The following is a 17,319-nucleotide window of genomic DNA, read 5'->3' on the forward strand; positions in this document are numbered from 1 at the left end:
CGACTTGAATAGAAAATCAGAGAGGAATCAAAAAAACATCATGGAAAAGAAAAATATCGTTGTCCTGTTTGGCGGACAGTCATCTGAGCATGTAGTATCCTGTATGTCTGTACAGAATGTGGCAGCAAATATCAATGAGGAGAAATATAATGTGATCCTCGTCGGGATCACGGAGGACGGACACTGGGTAAAGGTGGACTCCTTAAGCCAGGTCAAAGATGATACCTGGAGAGAGTCAAAAACTGGGGCGGTGCTGTCTCCGGACGCAAAGGAGAAATGCCTGATCGTCACAGAGAACGGATCTTTTGAGAAGATTCCGGTGGATGTGGTATTCCCGGTCCTTCACGGTCTCTACGGTGAGGACGGAACCGTACAGGGAATCCTTGAGCTTGCGAAGATCCCGTACGTCGGCTGCGGCGTTCTCGCTTCCGCGGTATCGATGGATAAGCTTTCCACAAAGCGCATGGTAAGCGGACTCGGCATCTGTCAGGCAGCTTACGTTTCCGTTATGAAAGCGGAATTAAAGGATATGGATGCGGTTATCGCGAAAATCGAAAAAGAGATCCCATATCCGGTATTTGTAAAGCCGTCTAACGCCGGTTCCTCCAGAGGTGTTACAAGAGCAGACAACCGAGAAGAGCTGATTACCGGTTTAAGGGAAGCAGCTGACAATGACCGCCGTATCCTCGTAGAGGAGATGATCGTGGGCCGTGAGATCGAGTGCGGCGTATTCGGTGACGGTGATTCCACGAAAGCCTCCGGCGTGGGTGAGATCCTTGCTGCGGCTGAGTTCTATGATTTCGACGCGAAATACTACAATGCGGAGTCCAAGACCGTCGTTGACCCGGAGCTTCCTGACGGAGCCACAGAGCGTGTCCGTGAGGCTGCCGTTAAGATCTTCAACGCGGTGGACGGCTACGGCTTATCCCGCGTGGATTTCTTTGTAAAGGCCGACGGAACGGTCGTATTCAATGAGATCAACACACTTCCGGGCTTCACCGCCATCAGCATGTATCCGATGTTGTGGGAGGCAAGAGGTGTAGACAAGAGACAGCTGATCGACGATCTGATCGATCACGCGTTTCGGAGATATGAGAGATAAAAATGTTCACAGCGGTCCGTGCCTGAAGCCGTGCGGACCGTTCAAAATGATATATCAGGGGAGATTTACATGACAAAGGATATTTTAGTCCGTGTCCGGGGGGTACAGACGATCGGTGAGGAAGAGGACACGGTCGAGATGATCACCCCGGGGACGTATTATGTGAAAAACGGCAAGCAGTATCTGATCTATGATGAGTCGCTTGACGAGACGGGCACACCGACCCACAATACGGTGAAAGTGATGGAGAACCGGATCGAGGTCATGAAACGCGGACTTGTGGAGAGCCACATGATCTTTGAACCCGGAAGACGGACGACAGCAAACTACCGGACGCCGATGGGACTGTTCCTGATGGGGATCACGACTTCCCTGCTTGAAGTTGAGGAGGACGAAGAGTCCATTCTTCTAAGAATCAAATATTCCATGGAGATGAACGGGGAGTATGCATTCGACTGTAATACAGAGATCCTGGCGTCATCAAGAAAAGAAGAGGTATTGGGAATCCCGATGTAACGGAAAACGGATGTGAGGTATTGGAAGGTTACAGGATAAAAAAGAAAGGACGCAGCGGGTCCCGCGGACTGTATTTGGAAAGATCGCGGTCAAAGGGGAAGCTGTGAGAGGACAAACGATGTATGGAGAGTTTTTTAGTCGCGGTTAATGCGGTCATCCCGTTCTTCTGTTATCTGGCGCTCGGATATACGATGAAGATCAGAGGAGTTGTGAAAGAGGAATTTTTACAGAAGCTGAACCAGATGGTCTTCCGGGTATTTTATCCGTTTATGACCTTCTACAATATTTATAAAGCCGATGCCGAGTCGCTTCCGAGACCATTGCTTTTGATCTTTACGGGGGCCAGCATCCTGATCGTCGAGGCGATCCTGATCGTGATCATTCCGAAGATCGTAAAGGAAAACCCCAGAAGAGGCGTTATCATCCAGGCGATTTTCCGAAGCAACTTTGTTCTGTTCGGACTGCCGCTCACGATCGCGGTATTTGGAGATTCAGCGGCATCGATCGCGGCTATGATGGTTACGGTCGTTGTGTCGATCTACAATACCACATCGGTATTTATTCTTGAAATGTTTAACGGAGAGGGAAAATCAGATATTAAGAAGACACTGAAGGCGGTGGCAACGAATCCGCTCCTGCAGGGTGCCGTCGTGGGTCTGATCTTCTTTTTCCTCGGGATCAAGCTTCCGGGAAGTCTTGTGACCCCGATCGCAGCGTTCTCCAATATGACTTCTCCGTTAGCGATCTATGTGCTCGGTGGAACCTTACAGTTTAAGGCAATCCGGAAAAACCTCAAATATCTGGTTCCAACGCTTACCTGCAAGCTGTTTATCCTTCCGGCGATCATCATCGCGATCGCTTACGCCTTTGGACTTCGTGGACTTGAGCTGTTCCTTCTGATCGCTGTCTACGCGACACCGGTTGCAGCCGCATCCTACCCGATGGCGCAGAATATGGGCGGTGACGGAGAGCTTGCCGGACAGTTTGTCGTGATCAGTACGGCGGTGTCCATGTTTACACTGTTCTTATGGATCTTCTTTATGAAGTCTGTAGGATTGATTTAAAATCAAATAAAAAAGCCCTGTCTTCTGGATGAAACTAAATTCATCAGAAGAGGGGGCTTTTTTATTTTGTCTTTTTCTTGTCGATTCAGTCTTTTTTGAAAATTCCTTTGATACGCTGACCGATCGTTTTCTTCTTTGGAAGCGGGATCAGTCCTCCGCGCGGAACGGACTTGATCGCTGTGATGTAAAGACCGCTGATCTCAACCTTGATCTCAGTCTTTAACGGGAGTTGAAGGAAAACCTTTTCATCGGCGATCATAGTCATAATCTTTGTACCGATCTTTGCTTTTACTACCGGAACCTTCATCCGCTTTGCATACCATGGAGTCTGCTCATAAACGATCGGCGGGAGTCCGGCTTCCTTTATTTTCAACTTTTTCTTGTCGATCGCCATCAGACTCACGGTCTGCTTAGCGGCATCGATCGCGCTCTGCTGTTCTACCTGGCGCTTTTCCATCTTACGTCCGAGGAAGTAAAGCACAGCGAGGACAACGACAAGGATCAGGAGAATGACAAGAATGACATTTGCTACGATACTCCAGTTCATGTGGATACCTCCAGTGTGTTCACGTTCGCCCTGTATCACAGGGCATTACCTGTAAATTATACCATCGCAGGTATAAAAGCGCAAGCTTAATTTGATTCAGCAGAAAGCCAGCAAAAAGCCATGTCCAAAAAACTCCGAAGCCGGAAGCGGCTGTGAAGAGCAACATAAATAGAGGAGAAAATTTGATATAATTAAAACGGAAAATTTACTTTACACACAAAAGAATAAAAAGGTTGCGCATCATGGAATAAAATAGTATAATTATAGATAACTGGTTGCGTATTGTGCAAAAAATCAGAATAACTCGAATATGCAAGTTCGAGGGCCGCTTTTAGAAAAAATGAAAAAAGCAGTGCGGACAACAGCCGGAAATCATGTACAGGAAAGGTGATATGGAGATGGGAAAACAGACAGCTTGGGAAGAAATTGATAAGAAATCCAGCGAGATCTTTACCGCCAGCGACGAGATCTGGGGCTGCGCGGAGACTGCCTTCACGGAAGACAAGTCGATGAAGATTCTCTGCGATGTTCTGAAAGCAGAAGGTTTTACAGTTGAGACAGGTCTTGCGGATGTAAAGACGGCATTTAAGGGCACGTTTGGTTCCGGAAAACCTGTGATCGGTATCTTAGGCGAGTTCGATGCCCTGTCCGGACTGGATCAGGAAGCGGGAGCTACCGAGAAGATCGTTGTGCATGATGGCGCCAGCGGACACGGCTGCGGACATAACATGCTCGGCACAGCGTCCCTCTCCGCGGCGATCGGAATCAAAAAATATCTGGAAGAATGCGGAAAACCGGGAACCGTGATCTATTTTGGCTGCCCGGGTGAGGAAGGCGGATCCGGAAAGGCATTTATGGCGAAAGGCGGAGTGTTCGCAAACCTTGATGCCGCGATCACATGGCATCCGGGAGATTTAACGCAGGCCGACACGGGAAGCTCCCTCGCAAACTATCAGGTAGCGTATAAATTCTATGGAAAGAGCGCCCACGCAGGCGGCGCACCGCATCTTGGACGAAGCGCCCTTGATGCGCTGGAGCTTATGAACATGGGTGTCCAGTTCTTAAGAGAGCATGTGGTTCCGGAGGCGAGAATCCACTATGCGATCACAAACACCGGCGGATACTCCCCGAACGTTGTACAGCCGTACGCGGAAGTTCTGTATTTGATCCGTGCCCCGAAGAACAGTCAGGTGGAGGAGATCTATCAGCGTGTCAACAAGATCGCTGAGGGCGCTGCCCATATGACAGAGACCCGCGTGGAGATCGATTTCGTAAAGGGCTGCTCGAACCTTATGAGCAACAAGGTGATCGCGAAGGAACTCTGGGACAACCTTGTGGAGCTTGGCGCTCCGGAGTACACGGAAGAGGAGATGAAGTTTGCCAAAGCCATCAGCGAGGGTGTTGGCGACAGCCGTTTTGAGTCCTTAGAGAAGATCGCAAAGAACTGCAAGGACAAAGCAGCTAAGGCGGAAGTCCTTTCCCATAAGGGCGAGAGCATGTACCGCTTTGTCGCTCCGTTCAACCCGGACGGAATCATGTCCTTCGGTTCCACGGACGTCGGTGACGTGAGCTGGAACTGCCCGACTGCCCAGGCCTACGTTGCTACATGGGCGGCTGGAACACCGGGCCACTCCTGGCAGGTTGTTTCCCAGGGCAAGAGCGGACTGGCACACAAGGGACTGATCTACGCGGCAAAGGCAATGGCAGGCGCAGCGATCGATATGTATGAGGATCCGGAGATCATCGCAAAGGCGAAAGCGGAGATGGAGGAAGAGCTGGATGGCGACACCTATCACTGCCCGATTCCGGACGGATGCAAGCCGAGAGCGATTGGAATGAAGATGTAAAAAATTGATGGATGCGATTGAGCGGGAATAGATCTTTCCGGCGAACATGAAAGGAATGACGCATTGTAATCGTACATAAAAAGTGGGGAGAAGTTCCGTAAAATGGAACTTCTCCCCGTTTTTTATTTCAAGGAAGATCCTGATCAGATCCGTTTCAGCTCATACTGTCTTGTGCCGAGACCGATCTTTTCCGCCTGATCGAGAGTCGCCTGCCATTCGATATTTGGGTTGGAATCCTTGAAGTGATCATGGTGGCAGTGCCATCCCGGCTGGGAGAGATGTTCTCCAAGCTGGCTATTGGCGATTGGAGCTGCCTTCAGACAGGCATCCGCGCAGGCCTGGTCCAGAGCGACCGGATCGAAGCTCGCGAACATTCCGATATCCGGAAGGATCGGGGCATCATTTTCACCGTGGCAGTCACAGTTCGGGCTGATATCCTGCACAAGGGAAATATGGAAGCACGGGCGGTCATAACAGACAGCCTGCGCGTACTCTGCCATCTTGCGGTCTAAAAGCTCGTTGGCATTGTAGTTCGGGTTGTAGATAGCATCAAAGCTGCAGGCACCGATACAGCGGCCGCAACCTTTGCACTTGTCATAATCGATGACGGCTTTCTTATTTACATATGTAATAGCATCGCTTCCGCACTCCTTCGCACAGCGTCTGCAGCCGCGGCAGAGCTTCTCACGGACGGACGGCTTTCCGCTTGCATGCTGCTGCATTTTTCCGGCACGGCTTCCGCAGCCCATACCGATGTTTTTGATGGCACCACCGAAACCGGTGGATTCATGACCTTTGAAATGGGTCAGGCTGATAAAGACGTCGGCGTCCATAACCGCGTGGCCGATGAAGGCCGTCTTGCAGTATTCTCCGTTTACGACCGGAACCTCCACCTCGTCAGTTCCGCGAAGACCGTCACCGATGATGATCTGGCAGCCGGTGGAGATCGGGTTGAAGCCGTTGAGGTTTGCACAGTCTAAGTGATCCAGGGCATTTTTTCTGCTGCCCGGATACAGGGTGTTGCAGTCGGTCAGAAACGGCATGCCGCCCTGTTCCTTACAGAGATCCGCAACGGCTTTCGCGTAGTTCGGACGAAGGAAAGCGAGGTTTCCGAGCTCACCGAAATGCATTTTGATCGCGACGAATTTTCCGTCCATGTCAATGTTTTTGATTCCTGCAGCAACGCAGAGCTTTTTCAGCTTGTCCAACTGGCTGGTTCCAACCGAACACCGGAAATCGGTAAAATAAACCGTTGATTTTTCCATGCTTATAAAGTCCTCCTTTAATAAATGATTCGTAACTATTTAGTACCTTCATAGTTACGTGCAAAAATCCATTCCAGATCAGCTTAGCTGATGGCATTTTTGCCTTCCAGCCTATGTTTTCTTACGGTCAGCGCAGCAAGTGCGCAGACCTACTGAACAGTTACAATGATTCCTAATAAAAGTATCCCCGCAAGTCCCGAATTAGTCAAGGATAAATTTTGCAGTTTTTTTTCAAAGATAACTTTTGCAGAATTTTTTGTCTTGTGGTATAGTAAACGGGAATCGGTGTGTGCCGATGCATACCAGAAACAAAAAAGGAAGCTGTGAAGAACAGTTATAAAAGGTGATTGTATGAACATAAGAAAACTGGCAAGACCAGCGGCAGCGCTTTTGGCCGCCGCAGCCCTGATGGCGGGGATCCCTGAACTTCGGATGGAAGCGCAGGCGGCATTTCCGGAATACTTAAAATCCGTGACCTACTTCGGCGATGCCTGGCCGATCAACTACTGGGGAACTGAAGATGATAACATGGGGGCAAATTTTGCCCGCATCAAGGCGGACGGCTTCAACAGCATCATTCTCGTGATCCCGTGGAGAGAGTTTCAGCCTGGGGATATGGGAAATATGTACAATGAGGCTGCTTTCGCCAAGCTCGATCAGGTCATGAAGTGCGCGGATGATCACGGACTTATGGTGACGCTGCGGATCGGTTACTGCTGGGATTACAGCGGTGAAGCGTCCCTTCCGGAGCGATATGCCGGTGTGGTGCAGGACGGAAGCAATGACAGGAAGATGTGGATAGATTACTGTAAGACGATCTATGACCGGGTATCCGACTACGGGAACTTTCAGGGTGGATTTATTACCTGGGAGGACTTCTGGGACTATACGTCAAACATGGACCGGGATCTCACTAGAGCCCTCAGTATCCGTCTGGCATCCAGATGCGGATATCAGGATTACCTGAAGGCCCACTACTCCCTTGCGGAGGTCGGCGCGGTCTACGGAAAGACATTCCAGGATTATTCCGAGATCTGGATCCCGGAGAGAAAGCGCCCGGAGGCGAAGCTGTTTTTTGAGTTCTATGACAGCTTTTTAAATAAGCTCCTCTCCGAGAGTCAGGAAGTGTTCCCGGGACTATCCATGGAAATCCGGTCCGACGGCGACCCGATCTACCAGCTGGACGGAAGCCATACCTACTATTCCCACTCCGCCACGTATCCGTGTGCCGATGCAGAGTACTCCGCTCTTATGTACAGCGTGTCCCTCGGACAGCAGAACGTAGGAGACCATATTTCCGCGGAAACAGCGCTGGCATCCATGCAGAACAGCATGAACGGTCTGGTGGAAAAGAGCGGAAAGAAGTATTTTATGGAGCAGTTCCTCTATGCGGATTCCACAGAGGCATTCTCCTACAATACCCAGATCGAGGAGTCCCAGGTGGCGGACTTTGTGAAGAATACCGCTCCGATCTTAAAGGATACTACCTGCGGCTACGGTCTCTGGGTATACCGGAATTATGTAAATGATTGTGTATACAATGGCCAGTTCGCTCTGGGACTCACGGGGTGGGATACTACCGGAAATGTTGAGAAAACGGAACATGACGGGTCGAAGGCAGTCACCCTGTCAAAAGACAGTGTGCTCAGCCAGAATGTCCATGGGCGTCTTGGAAAAATGGACAAGATCTATGTAAAATTCTGGGCGGCACCGAAGAACGGTGCAGCGAAGGTCACCTTCCAGATCGGTGACGCTAAAAAGTCGGTCCAGGTGACGGAAGCGGGAAATTATGAGTGTTCCATCCCGTGGCAGGAAAACTACAATCTCTCGATCACGACAGACCGAAGCGTGACACTGGACAATATTAAAATGTATTCCCACGAGCAGTACGGCAGGATCTATGACACAGACGGCAACGAGCAGGATCTCGCGGCGGCGTTCCGGGAGTTAAATGCGGCACTGGATCAGACACAGACTTTGGAGCCTGTTCCGGCAGCCGATTCCAGTAAATAAAATTTCTGTAAAAAAAACATAAAGAAATTTGAAATTCCTACTTGCGGAATTGCTCAGACTACGATATAATCTCCGGGATAGTTTGACAGGGATCGAGAAAAACCTGTCAGTGTCCCGGAGATTTTTATGCGGGCAATGAGTCTAAGCCTGTGTCTGCATATCAGGAATGTTTTGGAGAGCCGCCCCAAAGCTTATGTTTCCGGGTGTGTTGCGCGGTTAAAAAAAGGAGGATTACATGGAGAAAAAGAAAAGTTCACTCGCTGTCAGAATGAGTATTTCCCTCGTCTGCGGTCTGGTAGCAGGTCTTCTGTTAATGTTCTTAAGAGAAAACCTCAACAGCACAGGCAAGGAAGCCGTATGGGCAACGATCAACAGCATCCTGTTCCAGGACATCACAGCGGCAGGCGCTGAAAAGGCACTCGGTATCTTCTATATTATCGGTCAGTTATTTATCCGTTCTTTACAGCTTGTCATCGTACCGATGGTATTCACATCCATCACACTTGCGATCGGACAGATTTCCGATACAAGAACTCTCGGCAGAATTTCCGTAAAAACGATCGCAGGTTTCCTGATCTGCTCTTTCTTCGCATTACTTATGGCGTGCGTAGTCGGAATCATGATCTACAATGCCGGTGTGTTCAATATTCAGGTGGAGGGTCTTGAAGGTTCTGCCGGATCTACCGGTTCCAACCCGTTAAATGTGATCCTTAACATTGTTCCGTCCAATATCACAGCGGTATTCAGTACAAACACTTCCGTTCTCGCGATCGTGTTCTTAGCGGTTTCCCTCGGTCTCTGCATGAAGGCAGTCGGCGACGAGAAGAGCGCAACATTAAAGAAGCTCATCACAGAAGTAAACGATATCGTTGTTGTATTCTTAAACTACGTTGTTACAAAGTTCGGTCCGTTCGCGATCTTCGTTCTCCTTGCAAGAACATTCGCGACATACGGAATCAACCACTTAAAACCGGCTCTGGCATACGTTGTCGTAACTGTTATCCTGCTTCTCTTATTCCTCTTCGTAGGATACCCGATCTTTGTAGCAGTTACAACAAAGCAGAATCCGGTGAAGTTTGCAAAGAAGATCTTCCGTGTAGCAGTATTCGGATTCTCCACTTCCTCCAGTGCGGCTGCTCTTCCGCTTAACGTGAAGACAACTACAGAGGAGCTCGGTGTTGATGAGAAGATCGCTTCCTTCGTACTTCCGCTCGGTATGACCATCAACATGAATGGTACCGCGATCATGCAGGTCGTTGCGACTCTGTTCATCGCAGGCTGCGCAGGATACGATGTAACCCTGTCCCAGCTCATCGTGATCGCTCTCTTAGCCCTGATCGCATCCGCCGGTACACCGGCAGCTCCGGGCGCAGGCGCGATCATCCTGTTCACAATCCTTTCCGGCCTTGGCTACATCAACGACGGTGCACTCTTAGCATACAGCCTGATCCTTGCGATCAACCGCCCGATCGAGATGTTAGTAACGGCGCTTAACGTTGTCGGTGACTCCGCAACCGCGATCTACGTTGCGAAATCCGAGGGAATGTTAAACGAGGATATCTACAATTCATAAGGAAAATACCGGCCTGGTTTACGGTCGGTGTGCAAAGCTCCGGAAGACCTGAGGGAAGAAGCCCAGGTCTTCCGGAGTTTTTTTATGTAACAGGAAATCCTGGGGAATTCCAAAGATGTGCACTCACGCGAAGATGTAGATTGTCGCAAGCGACCGCGCTTCACATTTTCTGAACAAATAAACAGAAAAATATGATATGATAAAAACATGTGAAAGAGGCAGACAAGAACATCCAGTCTGCGGGGACAGGGGGAGCTTTATGACAGGAACCATGTTTTTCAACATGCTTTTAAATATCGGACTGCTGGTGCTTCTGGCAACGCTGCTCACCAATATGGCATCGGTGCGGAAGCTGTTCCGGGGAGAGAATAGCACGATCGCCCAGAAGATGGCGTTGGCAGTGATCTTCGGTGCCATCAGCATCGTGTCGACCTACACAGGGACAAAGACCGGCGGGGCCATCGTCAATACCCGCGTCATCGGCGTTCTGACTGCGGGGATCATGGGAGGACCGTTTGTCGGAATGATGACGGCACTCATCGCCGGAGCCCACCGGTTCCTGTTTGATATCGGCGGCTTTACAGCAGCCTCCTGCGCGGTCTCAACGCTGGTGGAAGGCGTGCTGGGAAGTCTGGTCCATAAAAAATATAAGGCGGGGGAGATGGACAGCGTCGATCTGTTTTTCCTGACTGCAGAGGCGGAGATCCTGCAGATGGTGATCATTCTGATGATCTCGAAGCCTCTCGGTGCGGCGATGGAGCTTGTGGGAAAGATCGCGGTTCCGATGATCGTCATGAATTCTGTGGGAATGGTGCTCTTTTTCAAGACCTTTGATATGGTGTATATGCGCGAGGACAGCCTGTTTGCGGAGCGGATGCGCCTTTCCATGGGAATCGCGGACAAGAGTCTCGTCTATCTGAGAAAAGGTTTCGGAAAGCGGGAAAATATGGAGGCTGTGACTGATATCATTTTTGGTGAGATTCCATGTCAGGCGGTGATCATCACGGATGAAGAGGAAGTTCTGGCGGTGAGCTCCCTGATCGATGACAGCCGTTTCCGCCGGGAAAAGTTTCTGGAACATCTGACAGGACCGGCAAAAGGAATGAAAGCAGAATGTATCTGGGAGGAAGATCTCGAAGAGGAGATACGGCCGCTGTTTCACGCCCTCGTGACGGTGACAGTTCCGGTCATGGCCGGAGATGAGAAGATCGGAAGCCTGTCCATTGTCGTAAAAAAGAGACGCCGTGTGGAACGGAGCATCGGGGATTTTCTGGAGGAACTTGCGAAGATGTTTTCCACACAGTTAGGAGTCTACAATGTGGAATATCAGAAGAAATTGCGGAAAAAAGCGGAGTTTAAGGCGCTGCAGTCCCAGGTAAACCCACATTTTCTCTACAACGCGCTGAATACGATTTCCTGCATCTGTGATGAGGACGCGGGAAAGGCCAGTGACCTGATCTTAACGTTAGCGTCCTACTACCGCCAGACTCTGGAGAATGACCAGTACATGCTGGATATCGATACGGAGATCAATCATGTCCGGACGTATCTGGAGATCGAGGAGGCGAGATTTGAGGAAAAGCTTCGGGTGGAGATCAACGTGGAAGACGGTCTCTCCTGTCAGGTTCCGTCCTTTATCCTGCAGCCCATCGTGGAGAACGCTGTCCGGTATGGAAACAGCGCGGACGGGGTGCGCAGAGTGGAGATCTCGGCAAAACGGATGCAGAGCGGGACCGGGGAGGAGCTGGTGAGGATCGGGGTCAGGGACCATGGAAAAGGTTTTGAACCGGAAGAGGCAGAGAGGATCCTGACCGGAAACAAGACCGGCAGTGTGGGATTAAAAAATGTGAATGAACGTTTGAAGAGTACATACGGAAAGCGTTATGGGCTGGAGATCCGGAATACGGATGACGGGGCGGATGTTTCGTTCTGTATTCCGTATCAGGCAGAGAGCTGACAGGAAAATACTGTGACCGGACGTAACTATTCAGTACCTTCATAGTTACGTGCAAAAATCCATTCCAGATCAGCTTCGCTGATGGGATTTTTGCCTTCCAGCCTATGTTTTCTTACGGTCAGCGCAGCAAGTGCGCAGACCTACTGAACAGTTACGACCGGGCTATTTTATACATTGGGGAAACTATGAGAGACAGGGGGAGATGTTTTGAAGATCGCAGTGATCGATGATGAGAGACCGGCAAGAAAAATGCTGATCCGCAGGGTGAAGGAAGTGCGTCCGGACTGTGAGATCACGGAAGCAGAGAGCGGATCGGACGCCTTAAAGATGTTTAATGAGGCGGATTCGTTTGATCTGATCTTTGTGGATATGGACCTCGGGGACATGGAGGGGACGACGCTGGCGGCCACGGCAAAAAGACTGTTTCCCGGGGCGAAGATCGTCTTTGCCACCGCCTATTCCCAGTATGCCGCGAAAGCGTACGAGATGGAGATCGATGATTATATTTTAAAACCGTTCGATCCGGAGCGGGTGCACCATGTTGTGAAAAAATGCATTGGGGAAGGAAAACTTGATCCTGCGTGGCAAATGGAGGAGCAGGAGGGAAAAACGGAACCGGCAGCAGCAGAAAAACAGGGAGCAGAGCAGGAAAACACAGGTATGGAAGAGAGGCGCGAAGCAGCGGTATTCGGCAAGATCCCTGTGACGGCCAGCCGCGGAATCCTGTTTCTGGAGATCGCCCAGATCGTGTATGCGGAGACCGACGGACACGGATGTGTGGTCCACACCACATCGAGATCCTATGAGGTCAACCAGCTTTTGGGAGAACTTGAGAAAAAGCTGGCGGACTTCGGATTCTTCCGGATCCATAAGAGTTATCTCATAAATCTGTCATTTATTTCGGAACTTTTTGCAGGCAGCGGAAACGGACTTTCCGTACATATGAAGGGGTATGAGAGCCGGGAACTCCCGGTGGGAAGAGAAAAACTGAAAACATTAAAACAGCTGCTGAAGATCAGCTGACAGAAAGAGAAGCTGCGGCACTCCGTTCATGGCGAAAGGAGTGCCGTTTGTGCAGATAACCATGCTGTTCATGCAGGCCATCTTTAAATATTGTGCAAAATATACTATAATATATTTGCTTAAAGAAAAAGAACTAAGCATAATGTATATTCAAGGAGGGATTTGTATGATTAGTTTTCTCGTCTGTCTGGCACTTTTAATCGGAGGTTACTTTGTCTACGGCAACCTCGTAAATAACATTTTCAGTCCGGATGACAGAGAGACACCGGCAGTCAGAATCAACGATGGTGTCGACTACGTAGTCATGCCCCAATGGAAACTCTTTCTGATCCAGCTTCTGAATATCGCTGGTCTGGGCCCGATCTTCGGAGCCATGCAGGGTGCATTGTGGGGACCGATCGTATTTCTGTGGATCACCTTCGGTACGATCTTTGCCGGCGGTGTTCATGACTTCTTCTCCGGCATGATGTCCGAGAGAAATGATGGTGCTTCGATCTCAGAGGTATGCGGAATCTACCTCGGCGGCCTGATGCAGAACGTGATGCGTGTATTCAGTGTTGTACTTCTTGTCATGGTCGGTACTGTTTTCGCAGTTGGTCCGGCCGGTCTGATCGTAACCCTGTTCAGCAACGGCGGAGCACAGGGCCTTGTCGTAAACAAAGAGATGTGGCTCTGGATCATTCTGGCTTACTACTTTATCGCAACCTTTATTTCTATCGACAAGATCATCGGTAAGATCTATCCGATCTTTGGTATCTGCCTGATTATCATGGCACTCGGTGTTGCTTTTGGTATCTTCACAAAACCGGAATATGTGATCCCGGAGATCTGGAGCAATTTCAGAAACATGCATCCGAGCGGAACACCGGTATGGAGCTTCATGTTCATCACCGTTGCCTGCGGCGCGATCTCCGGTTTCCACGCAACACAGTCACCTCTTATGGCGCGCTGTATGAAATCTGAGAAACAGGGTCATTTCGTATTCTACGGCGCAATGGTATGCGAAGGTATTATCGCCCTGATCTGGGCAGCAGCAGGATGCTCTCTCTACGAAGTGACAGGTGGTTTAAACACAGGTCTCGCAGAGATCATGAAGAACGGTCAGTCCGCAGCCATCTATGATGTCTGCCAGAAGACCATGGGCGGTGTTGGCATTGCTCTTGCTATGTTAGGTGTTATCGCCTGCCCGATCACTTCCGGTGATACAGCATTCAGAAGCGCACGTTTAACACTTGCTGACTGGTTCAAGGTTGACCAGAAGAACTGGAAGAACCGTCTGCTTCTCTGCGTACCATTACTTGGAATCGGCGCTATCGTTGGACATATGGATTACAGCATCGTATGGAGATATTTCAGCTGGACCAACCAGACACTGGCTATGATCGTTCTCTGGACAGCAAGCATGTACCTCTACAAGGCAAAGAAGAACTACTGGCTCACAGCAGTTCCGGCAACCTTCATGAGCGCTGTTTCCATGACATATTTCTTCTGTGCAAAAGAGTGCTTAAACCTCGGTACTGCAGTTGCGTACCCGGTAGGTATCGTACTTGCGGTTGTATTCCTTGGAATCTTCATCCGTGCAACGAAGAAACAGACAGCATAATGTAAGATTATAATGACACGAAAGACAGGCTGCAAAGCTGGGAGTGTCTGACTGCAGATGATGCAGAAAGTATAAGCTGCCCCGGTGAAAGGCTGAGGGCAGCTTATACTGGTTATTCAGTATTTGGGAGGCGAGAGTTATGTTCTTAAAACCGGCAAAACTTGGAGAAAAAGAGATTCCGGAGAGTATTCTTTCAGAGGACAAAAAGCACTGTAAGAAGATCGGTCCCTGCGGAATCGGAAAAGAGGCACTGTACCTCAACAGCTTTTATCTGGAGCGGCGGTATTATGTCCCGGCAGCTTCCGTCTCCCGTGTTTTTAAGCGTGTGGCAATGAGCAAAGGCGGATTTACCGGAAAAGGCCTATTTGCCACCATGCCGTATCTGGTGGTTGTCTACGAGGATGGGAAGGAAAAACAGTGCAACTTTAAATATGAGGATCAGGTGGACGCTTTCGTGGCATCCGCGAAGGAACGGTTCCCGCAGATAAAGACCGTGAGTGAAGCGGCGGAAAAGCGCCTTGCGGAAGCTGAGAAAAAGCAGGCGGAGAAATGTCTCACTCCTCTTTCTGAGCAGGCGAAGGAGACGGTAAATGTTCTGGAACAGGCAAAGGCAGCTCTCACGAAACGGTTGTCCCTGTTCACAGAGCTCACCAACGCGGCAAAGAAAAAGAGAACGTATGAGAAGACAAAGCCGTTTTACAAATGGCTCGCTTTATTCATGGTAGTCATGGGGGTGGCGGCGCTTGCATATGGCGTATTCTCCTTTATGAATCACGATGCGTTTGCCGTATACTTTGTCCTCTTTGGAATGGCGGCGATCTTCCTGTTCTCCGGAGCGAATGTCATGCCGACGAGTACGAATAACCGGAAAGCCATTGAAAAACGTCTTACAGCGGCGGAAGAAGCCGTTACGGGCTATGTGGACAGTCTCCATCTCGGACTTCCGGTTCCGGCCTGTTATCTTCATCCGGTGACCGTAGAGCGGATGCAGCGTGCTGTCCGTGAGGGGCGCGCCGAGTCTGTGGAGGACGCGTTTGACGTTGTAAAAAATGATCTGAAAAAGACCAACGCGGATGTATCCGTCACCCAGGAGGAATTCGATGAGATCATGGCGATCAAGCCGGTCTTTCTGGTCAGAGATTACGTGTAGATGAAAAAATTGACTGCCGTATCAGTAGGCTTATGCTGGACGGCAGTCTTATTTTATGTAACAGGAAATTCCGAGGAATTCCAAAGATGTGCACTCACGCGAAGATGTAGACTGTCGCAAGCGACTGCGCGAGGCGCGAGAATGTGCCAAGGCACGTTTTTTTATAAAAAACAAGGATTCATGGTATTATATGAAAACCGGGATGCTGCGCAGATAGGCGGCATCTCGGTTTTCTTCATGCGATTTTGATAGATTTCTGCTATTTTCCTGCAGCCATCTGATAGATCTTAAGCATATCTTCCGCTTCCAGCTTCTTCGCGGATCCCTTCGGGCCGCCTGCAGCGATTCTCGCGTTTTTCGCCATGGTCTCAAGCTGTTCTTCTGTCGGATCGATGCCGAGTTCCTTTAAGTTTGTCGGCATACTGATGGCACGGTAGAAGTCTTCCATGGCCTCGATCCCCTTTAAACCCGTCTCCATATCATCTTTTCCAGGTTCAACACCCATGACATTCACTGCGAATTTCGCAAAACGCGGAGTGCAGCTGTCGATCACATATCTTGCCCAGCTGCCCCAGATCGCCGCCAGTCCCGCACCGTGGGCAACGTCGAACATTCCGCCGATCTCATGCTCTAAGAGGTGGGAGGCGAAGTCTCCGCCGTCGTTTCCGCAGCCGGTGAGGCCGTTGTGGGAGAGACTTCCGGACCACATCACCTCGGCTCTCGCGTCATAGTTGTCTGGATCGTCCACAAGGATCTTCGCGTTCGTGATCACGGTGCGCATAAGACCTTCCGCAATGGCATCGGTGATTTCCATATTTCCGCCGTTTGTGAAATAGCGCTCCATGGTATGCATCAGAATATCGGTGCAGCCGCAGGCTGTCTGGTATGGCGGGAGAGTCATTGTGATCTCCGGGTTCATGACAGCGAATACAGGGCGGGAGATATCATTGTTGTAGCCGCGTTTTTCCAGTGTTTCATCGTTTGTGATGACAGAGCTGTTGCTCATCTCACTTCCGGAAGCAGCGATGGTCAGAACAACGCCGATCGGAAGGCATGCGGATGCCTGACGGGCGTGTTCATAGAAATCCCAGACGTCACCGTCGTTCGCGAGACCGTAACCGATGGCTTTTGCGGAGTCGATGACACTTCCGCCGCCTACCGCCAGAAGAAAATCAACGCCCTCCTTTCTGCAGAGCTCGATTCCCTCGCGGACTAAGGAAAGACGTGGGTTTGGGACAACACCGCCAAGTTCCACATAGCTGACTCCGGACGCGTCCAAAGACTCTTTAATGCGTCCGAGAAGACCGGAGCGGATCACGCTGCCGCCTCCGTAGTGGAGCAGGACTTTTTTACAGTTTACATTTTTTACAAGCTTTCCGATCCGGTATTCGGTTTCTTTTCCGAATACGACACGGGTCGGGGTATAGAAATTAAAGTTGAACATGGAATTTCCTCCTTATGCTGTGAAAATAGCAGTGCTTAATATATCAAGTATACTGGAAAATCAAGCACATTGCAAGGATTTTGAGCAAAAGGATCCCCTGCATCGATTTTACATAAATTTTAGATAAGCCCGGATGACAAAAATTCCTGTTAAAAACACTTTACAAATTTAAAATACAGGAGTATATTGTAAACAACCGCTGATGAATATGACGG

General features: G+C 49.9%; 13 protein-coding genes. 10 read left to right on the forward strand and 3 right to left on the reverse strand.

The features are described from left to right. Window positions 1-40 precede the first annotated feature (40 nt). The 3 genes from DWY93_RS01120 (at window position 41) to DWY93_RS01130 (ending at window position 2,682) form a co-directional block, all read left to right on the forward strand. On the forward strand, window positions 41-1,102 hold the full coding sequence (locus DWY93_RS01120) for a D-alanine--D-alanine ligase family protein (RefSeq protein ID WP_117469119.1): 1,062 nt from the start codon (window positions 41-43) through the stop codon (window positions 1,100-1,102). Window positions 1,103-1,171: 69 nt separating this feature from the next. Next, the gene (locus tag DWY93_RS01125) at window positions 1,172-1,618 is read left to right on the forward strand and encodes a DUF1934 domain-containing protein (RefSeq protein WP_117469120.1); all 447 of its coding nucleotides are present in this window, start codon (window positions 1,172-1,174) and stop codon (window positions 1,616-1,618) included. Window positions 1,619-1,740: 122 nt separating this feature from the next. Further along, window positions 1,741-2,682, forward strand: coding sequence for an AEC family transporter (locus DWY93_RS01130; RefSeq protein WP_117469121.1), 942 nt, complete (start codon window positions 1,741-1,743; stop codon window positions 2,680-2,682). Window positions 2,683-2,767: 85 nt separating this feature from the next. Here the strand turns inward: DWY93_RS01130 and DWY93_RS01135 are convergent, their stop codons facing one another. Next, window positions 2,768-3,229 (reverse strand): hypothetical protein, encoded by a 462-nt coding sequence (locus tag DWY93_RS01135; RefSeq protein WP_021904524.1) that lies wholly within the window; start codon window positions 3,227-3,229, stop codon window positions 2,768-2,770. A gap of 398 nt (window positions 3,230-3,627) precedes the next feature. On the opposite strand from DWY93_RS01135, the gene DWY93_RS01140 reads away from it, so the two are divergent. Next, window positions 3,628-5,076, forward strand: a complete 1,449-nt coding sequence (locus DWY93_RS01140) for a M20 family metallopeptidase (protein ID WP_117469295.1) — start codon at window positions 3,628-3,630, stop codon at window positions 5,074-5,076. 143 nt (window positions 5,077-5,219) lie between these two features. Here the strand turns inward: DWY93_RS01140 and DWY93_RS01145 are convergent, their stop codons facing one another. After that, window positions 5,220-6,341: a DUF362 domain-containing protein gene (locus tag DWY93_RS01145; protein ID WP_021904522.1), complete on the reverse strand. Its 1,122-nt coding sequence runs from the start codon at window positions 6,339-6,341 to the stop codon at window positions 5,220-5,222. Window positions 6,342-6,692: 351 nt separating this feature from the next. Between DWY93_RS01145 and DWY93_RS01150 the strand changes: the two genes are divergently transcribed. The 6 genes from DWY93_RS01150 (at window position 6,693) to DWY93_RS01175 (ending at window position 15,660) form a co-directional block, all read left to right on the forward strand. Beyond that, a complete protein-coding gene (locus tag DWY93_RS01150) occupies window positions 6,693-8,354 on the forward strand; it encodes a hypothetical protein (RefSeq protein ID WP_117469122.1) in 1,662 nt (553 codons plus the stop codon). Window positions 8,355-8,589: 235 nt separating this feature from the next. After that, on the forward strand, window positions 8,590-9,927 hold the full coding sequence (locus DWY93_RS01155; protein ID WP_117469123.1) for a dicarboxylate/amino acid:cation symporter: 1,338 nt from the start codon (window positions 8,590-8,592) through the stop codon (window positions 9,925-9,927). A 259-nt stretch (window positions 9,928-10,186) separates the two neighbouring features. Then, the gene (locus DWY93_RS01160) at window positions 10,187-11,884 is read left to right on the forward strand and encodes a LytS/YhcK type 5TM receptor domain-containing protein (protein WP_117469124.1); all 1,698 of its coding nucleotides are present in this window, start codon (window positions 10,187-10,189) and stop codon (window positions 11,882-11,884) included. 207 nt (window positions 11,885-12,091) lie between these two features. Continuing rightward, window positions 12,092-12,907, forward strand: a complete 816-nt coding sequence (locus tag DWY93_RS01165; RefSeq protein WP_117469125.1) for a LytTR family DNA-binding domain-containing protein — start codon at window positions 12,092-12,094, stop codon at window positions 12,905-12,907. 166 nt (window positions 12,908-13,073) lie between these two features. Continuing rightward, entirely contained in the window at window positions 13,074-14,510 is a 1,437-nt protein-coding gene (locus DWY93_RS01170; protein WP_015553217.1) for a carbon starvation CstA family protein, read from the forward strand. 139 nt (window positions 14,511-14,649) lie between these two features. Next, complete coding sequence (locus DWY93_RS01175) at window positions 14,650-15,660, forward strand: ferric reductase-like transmembrane domain-containing protein (protein ID WP_117469126.1); 1,011 nt, start codon at window positions 14,650-14,652, stop codon at window positions 15,658-15,660. A 259-nt stretch (window positions 15,661-15,919) separates the two neighbouring features. Here the strand turns inward: DWY93_RS01175 and DWY93_RS01180 are convergent, their stop codons facing one another. Then, window positions 15,920-17,104 carry an iron-containing alcohol dehydrogenase gene (locus tag DWY93_RS01180; protein ID WP_117469127.1) on the reverse strand — a complete coding sequence of 395 codons (1,185 nt, stop codon included), beginning with the start codon at window positions 17,102-17,104 and terminating at the stop codon, window positions 15,920-15,922. Between the last annotated feature and the right edge of the window lie 215 nt (window positions 17,105-17,319).

The sequence above is a fragment of the Clostridium sp. AF28-12 genome, from assembly GCF_003435225.1.
GTDB lineage: Bacteria > Bacillota > Clostridia > Lachnospirales > Lachnospiraceae > Pilosibacter > Pilosibacter fragilis.

Bases quoted from the DNA above. Each gene is read 5' to 3' on its own strand.
- DWY93_RS01140 (WP_117469295.1), top strand. From the start codon at position 3,628: ATGGGAAAACAGACAGCTTGGGAAGAAATTGATAAGAAATCCAGCGAG.
- DWY93_RS01155 (WP_117469123.1), top strand. From the start codon at position 8,590: ATGGAGAAAAAGAAAAGTTCACTCGCTGTCAGAATGAGTATTTCCCTC.
- DWY93_RS01160 (WP_117469124.1), top strand. From the start codon at position 10,187: ATGACAGGAACCATGTTTTTCAACATGCTTTTAAATATCGGACTGCTG.
- DWY93_RS01150 (WP_117469122.1), top strand. From the start codon at position 6,693: ATGAACATAAGAAAACTGGCAAGACCAGCGGCAGCGCTTTTGGCCGCC.
- DWY93_RS01180 (WP_117469127.1), bottom strand. From the start codon at position 17,104: ATGTTCAACTTTAATTTCTATACCCCGACCCGTGTCGTATTCGGAAAA.
- DWY93_RS01120 (WP_117469119.1), top strand. From the start codon at position 41: ATGGAAAAGAAAAATATCGTTGTCCTGTTTGGCGGACAGTCATCTGAG.
- DWY93_RS01125 (WP_117469120.1), top strand. From the start codon at position 1,172: ATGACAAAGGATATTTTAGTCCGTGTCCGGGGGGTACAGACGATCGGT.
- DWY93_RS01175 (WP_117469126.1), top strand. From the start codon at position 14,650: ATGTTCTTAAAACCGGCAAAACTTGGAGAAAAAGAGATTCCGGAGAGT.
- DWY93_RS01145 (WP_021904522.1), bottom strand. From the start codon at position 6,341: ATGGAAAAATCAACGGTTTATTTTACCGATTTCCGGTGTTCGGTTGGA.
- DWY93_RS01130 (WP_117469121.1), top strand. From the start codon at position 1,741: ATGGAGAGTTTTTTAGTCGCGGTTAATGCGGTCATCCCGTTCTTCTGT.
- DWY93_RS01135 (WP_021904524.1), bottom strand. From the start codon at position 3,229: ATGAACTGGAGTATCGTAGCAAATGTCATTCTTGTCATTCTCCTGATC.
- DWY93_RS01170 (WP_015553217.1), top strand. From the start codon at position 13,074: ATGATTAGTTTTCTCGTCTGTCTGGCACTTTTAATCGGAGGTTACTTT.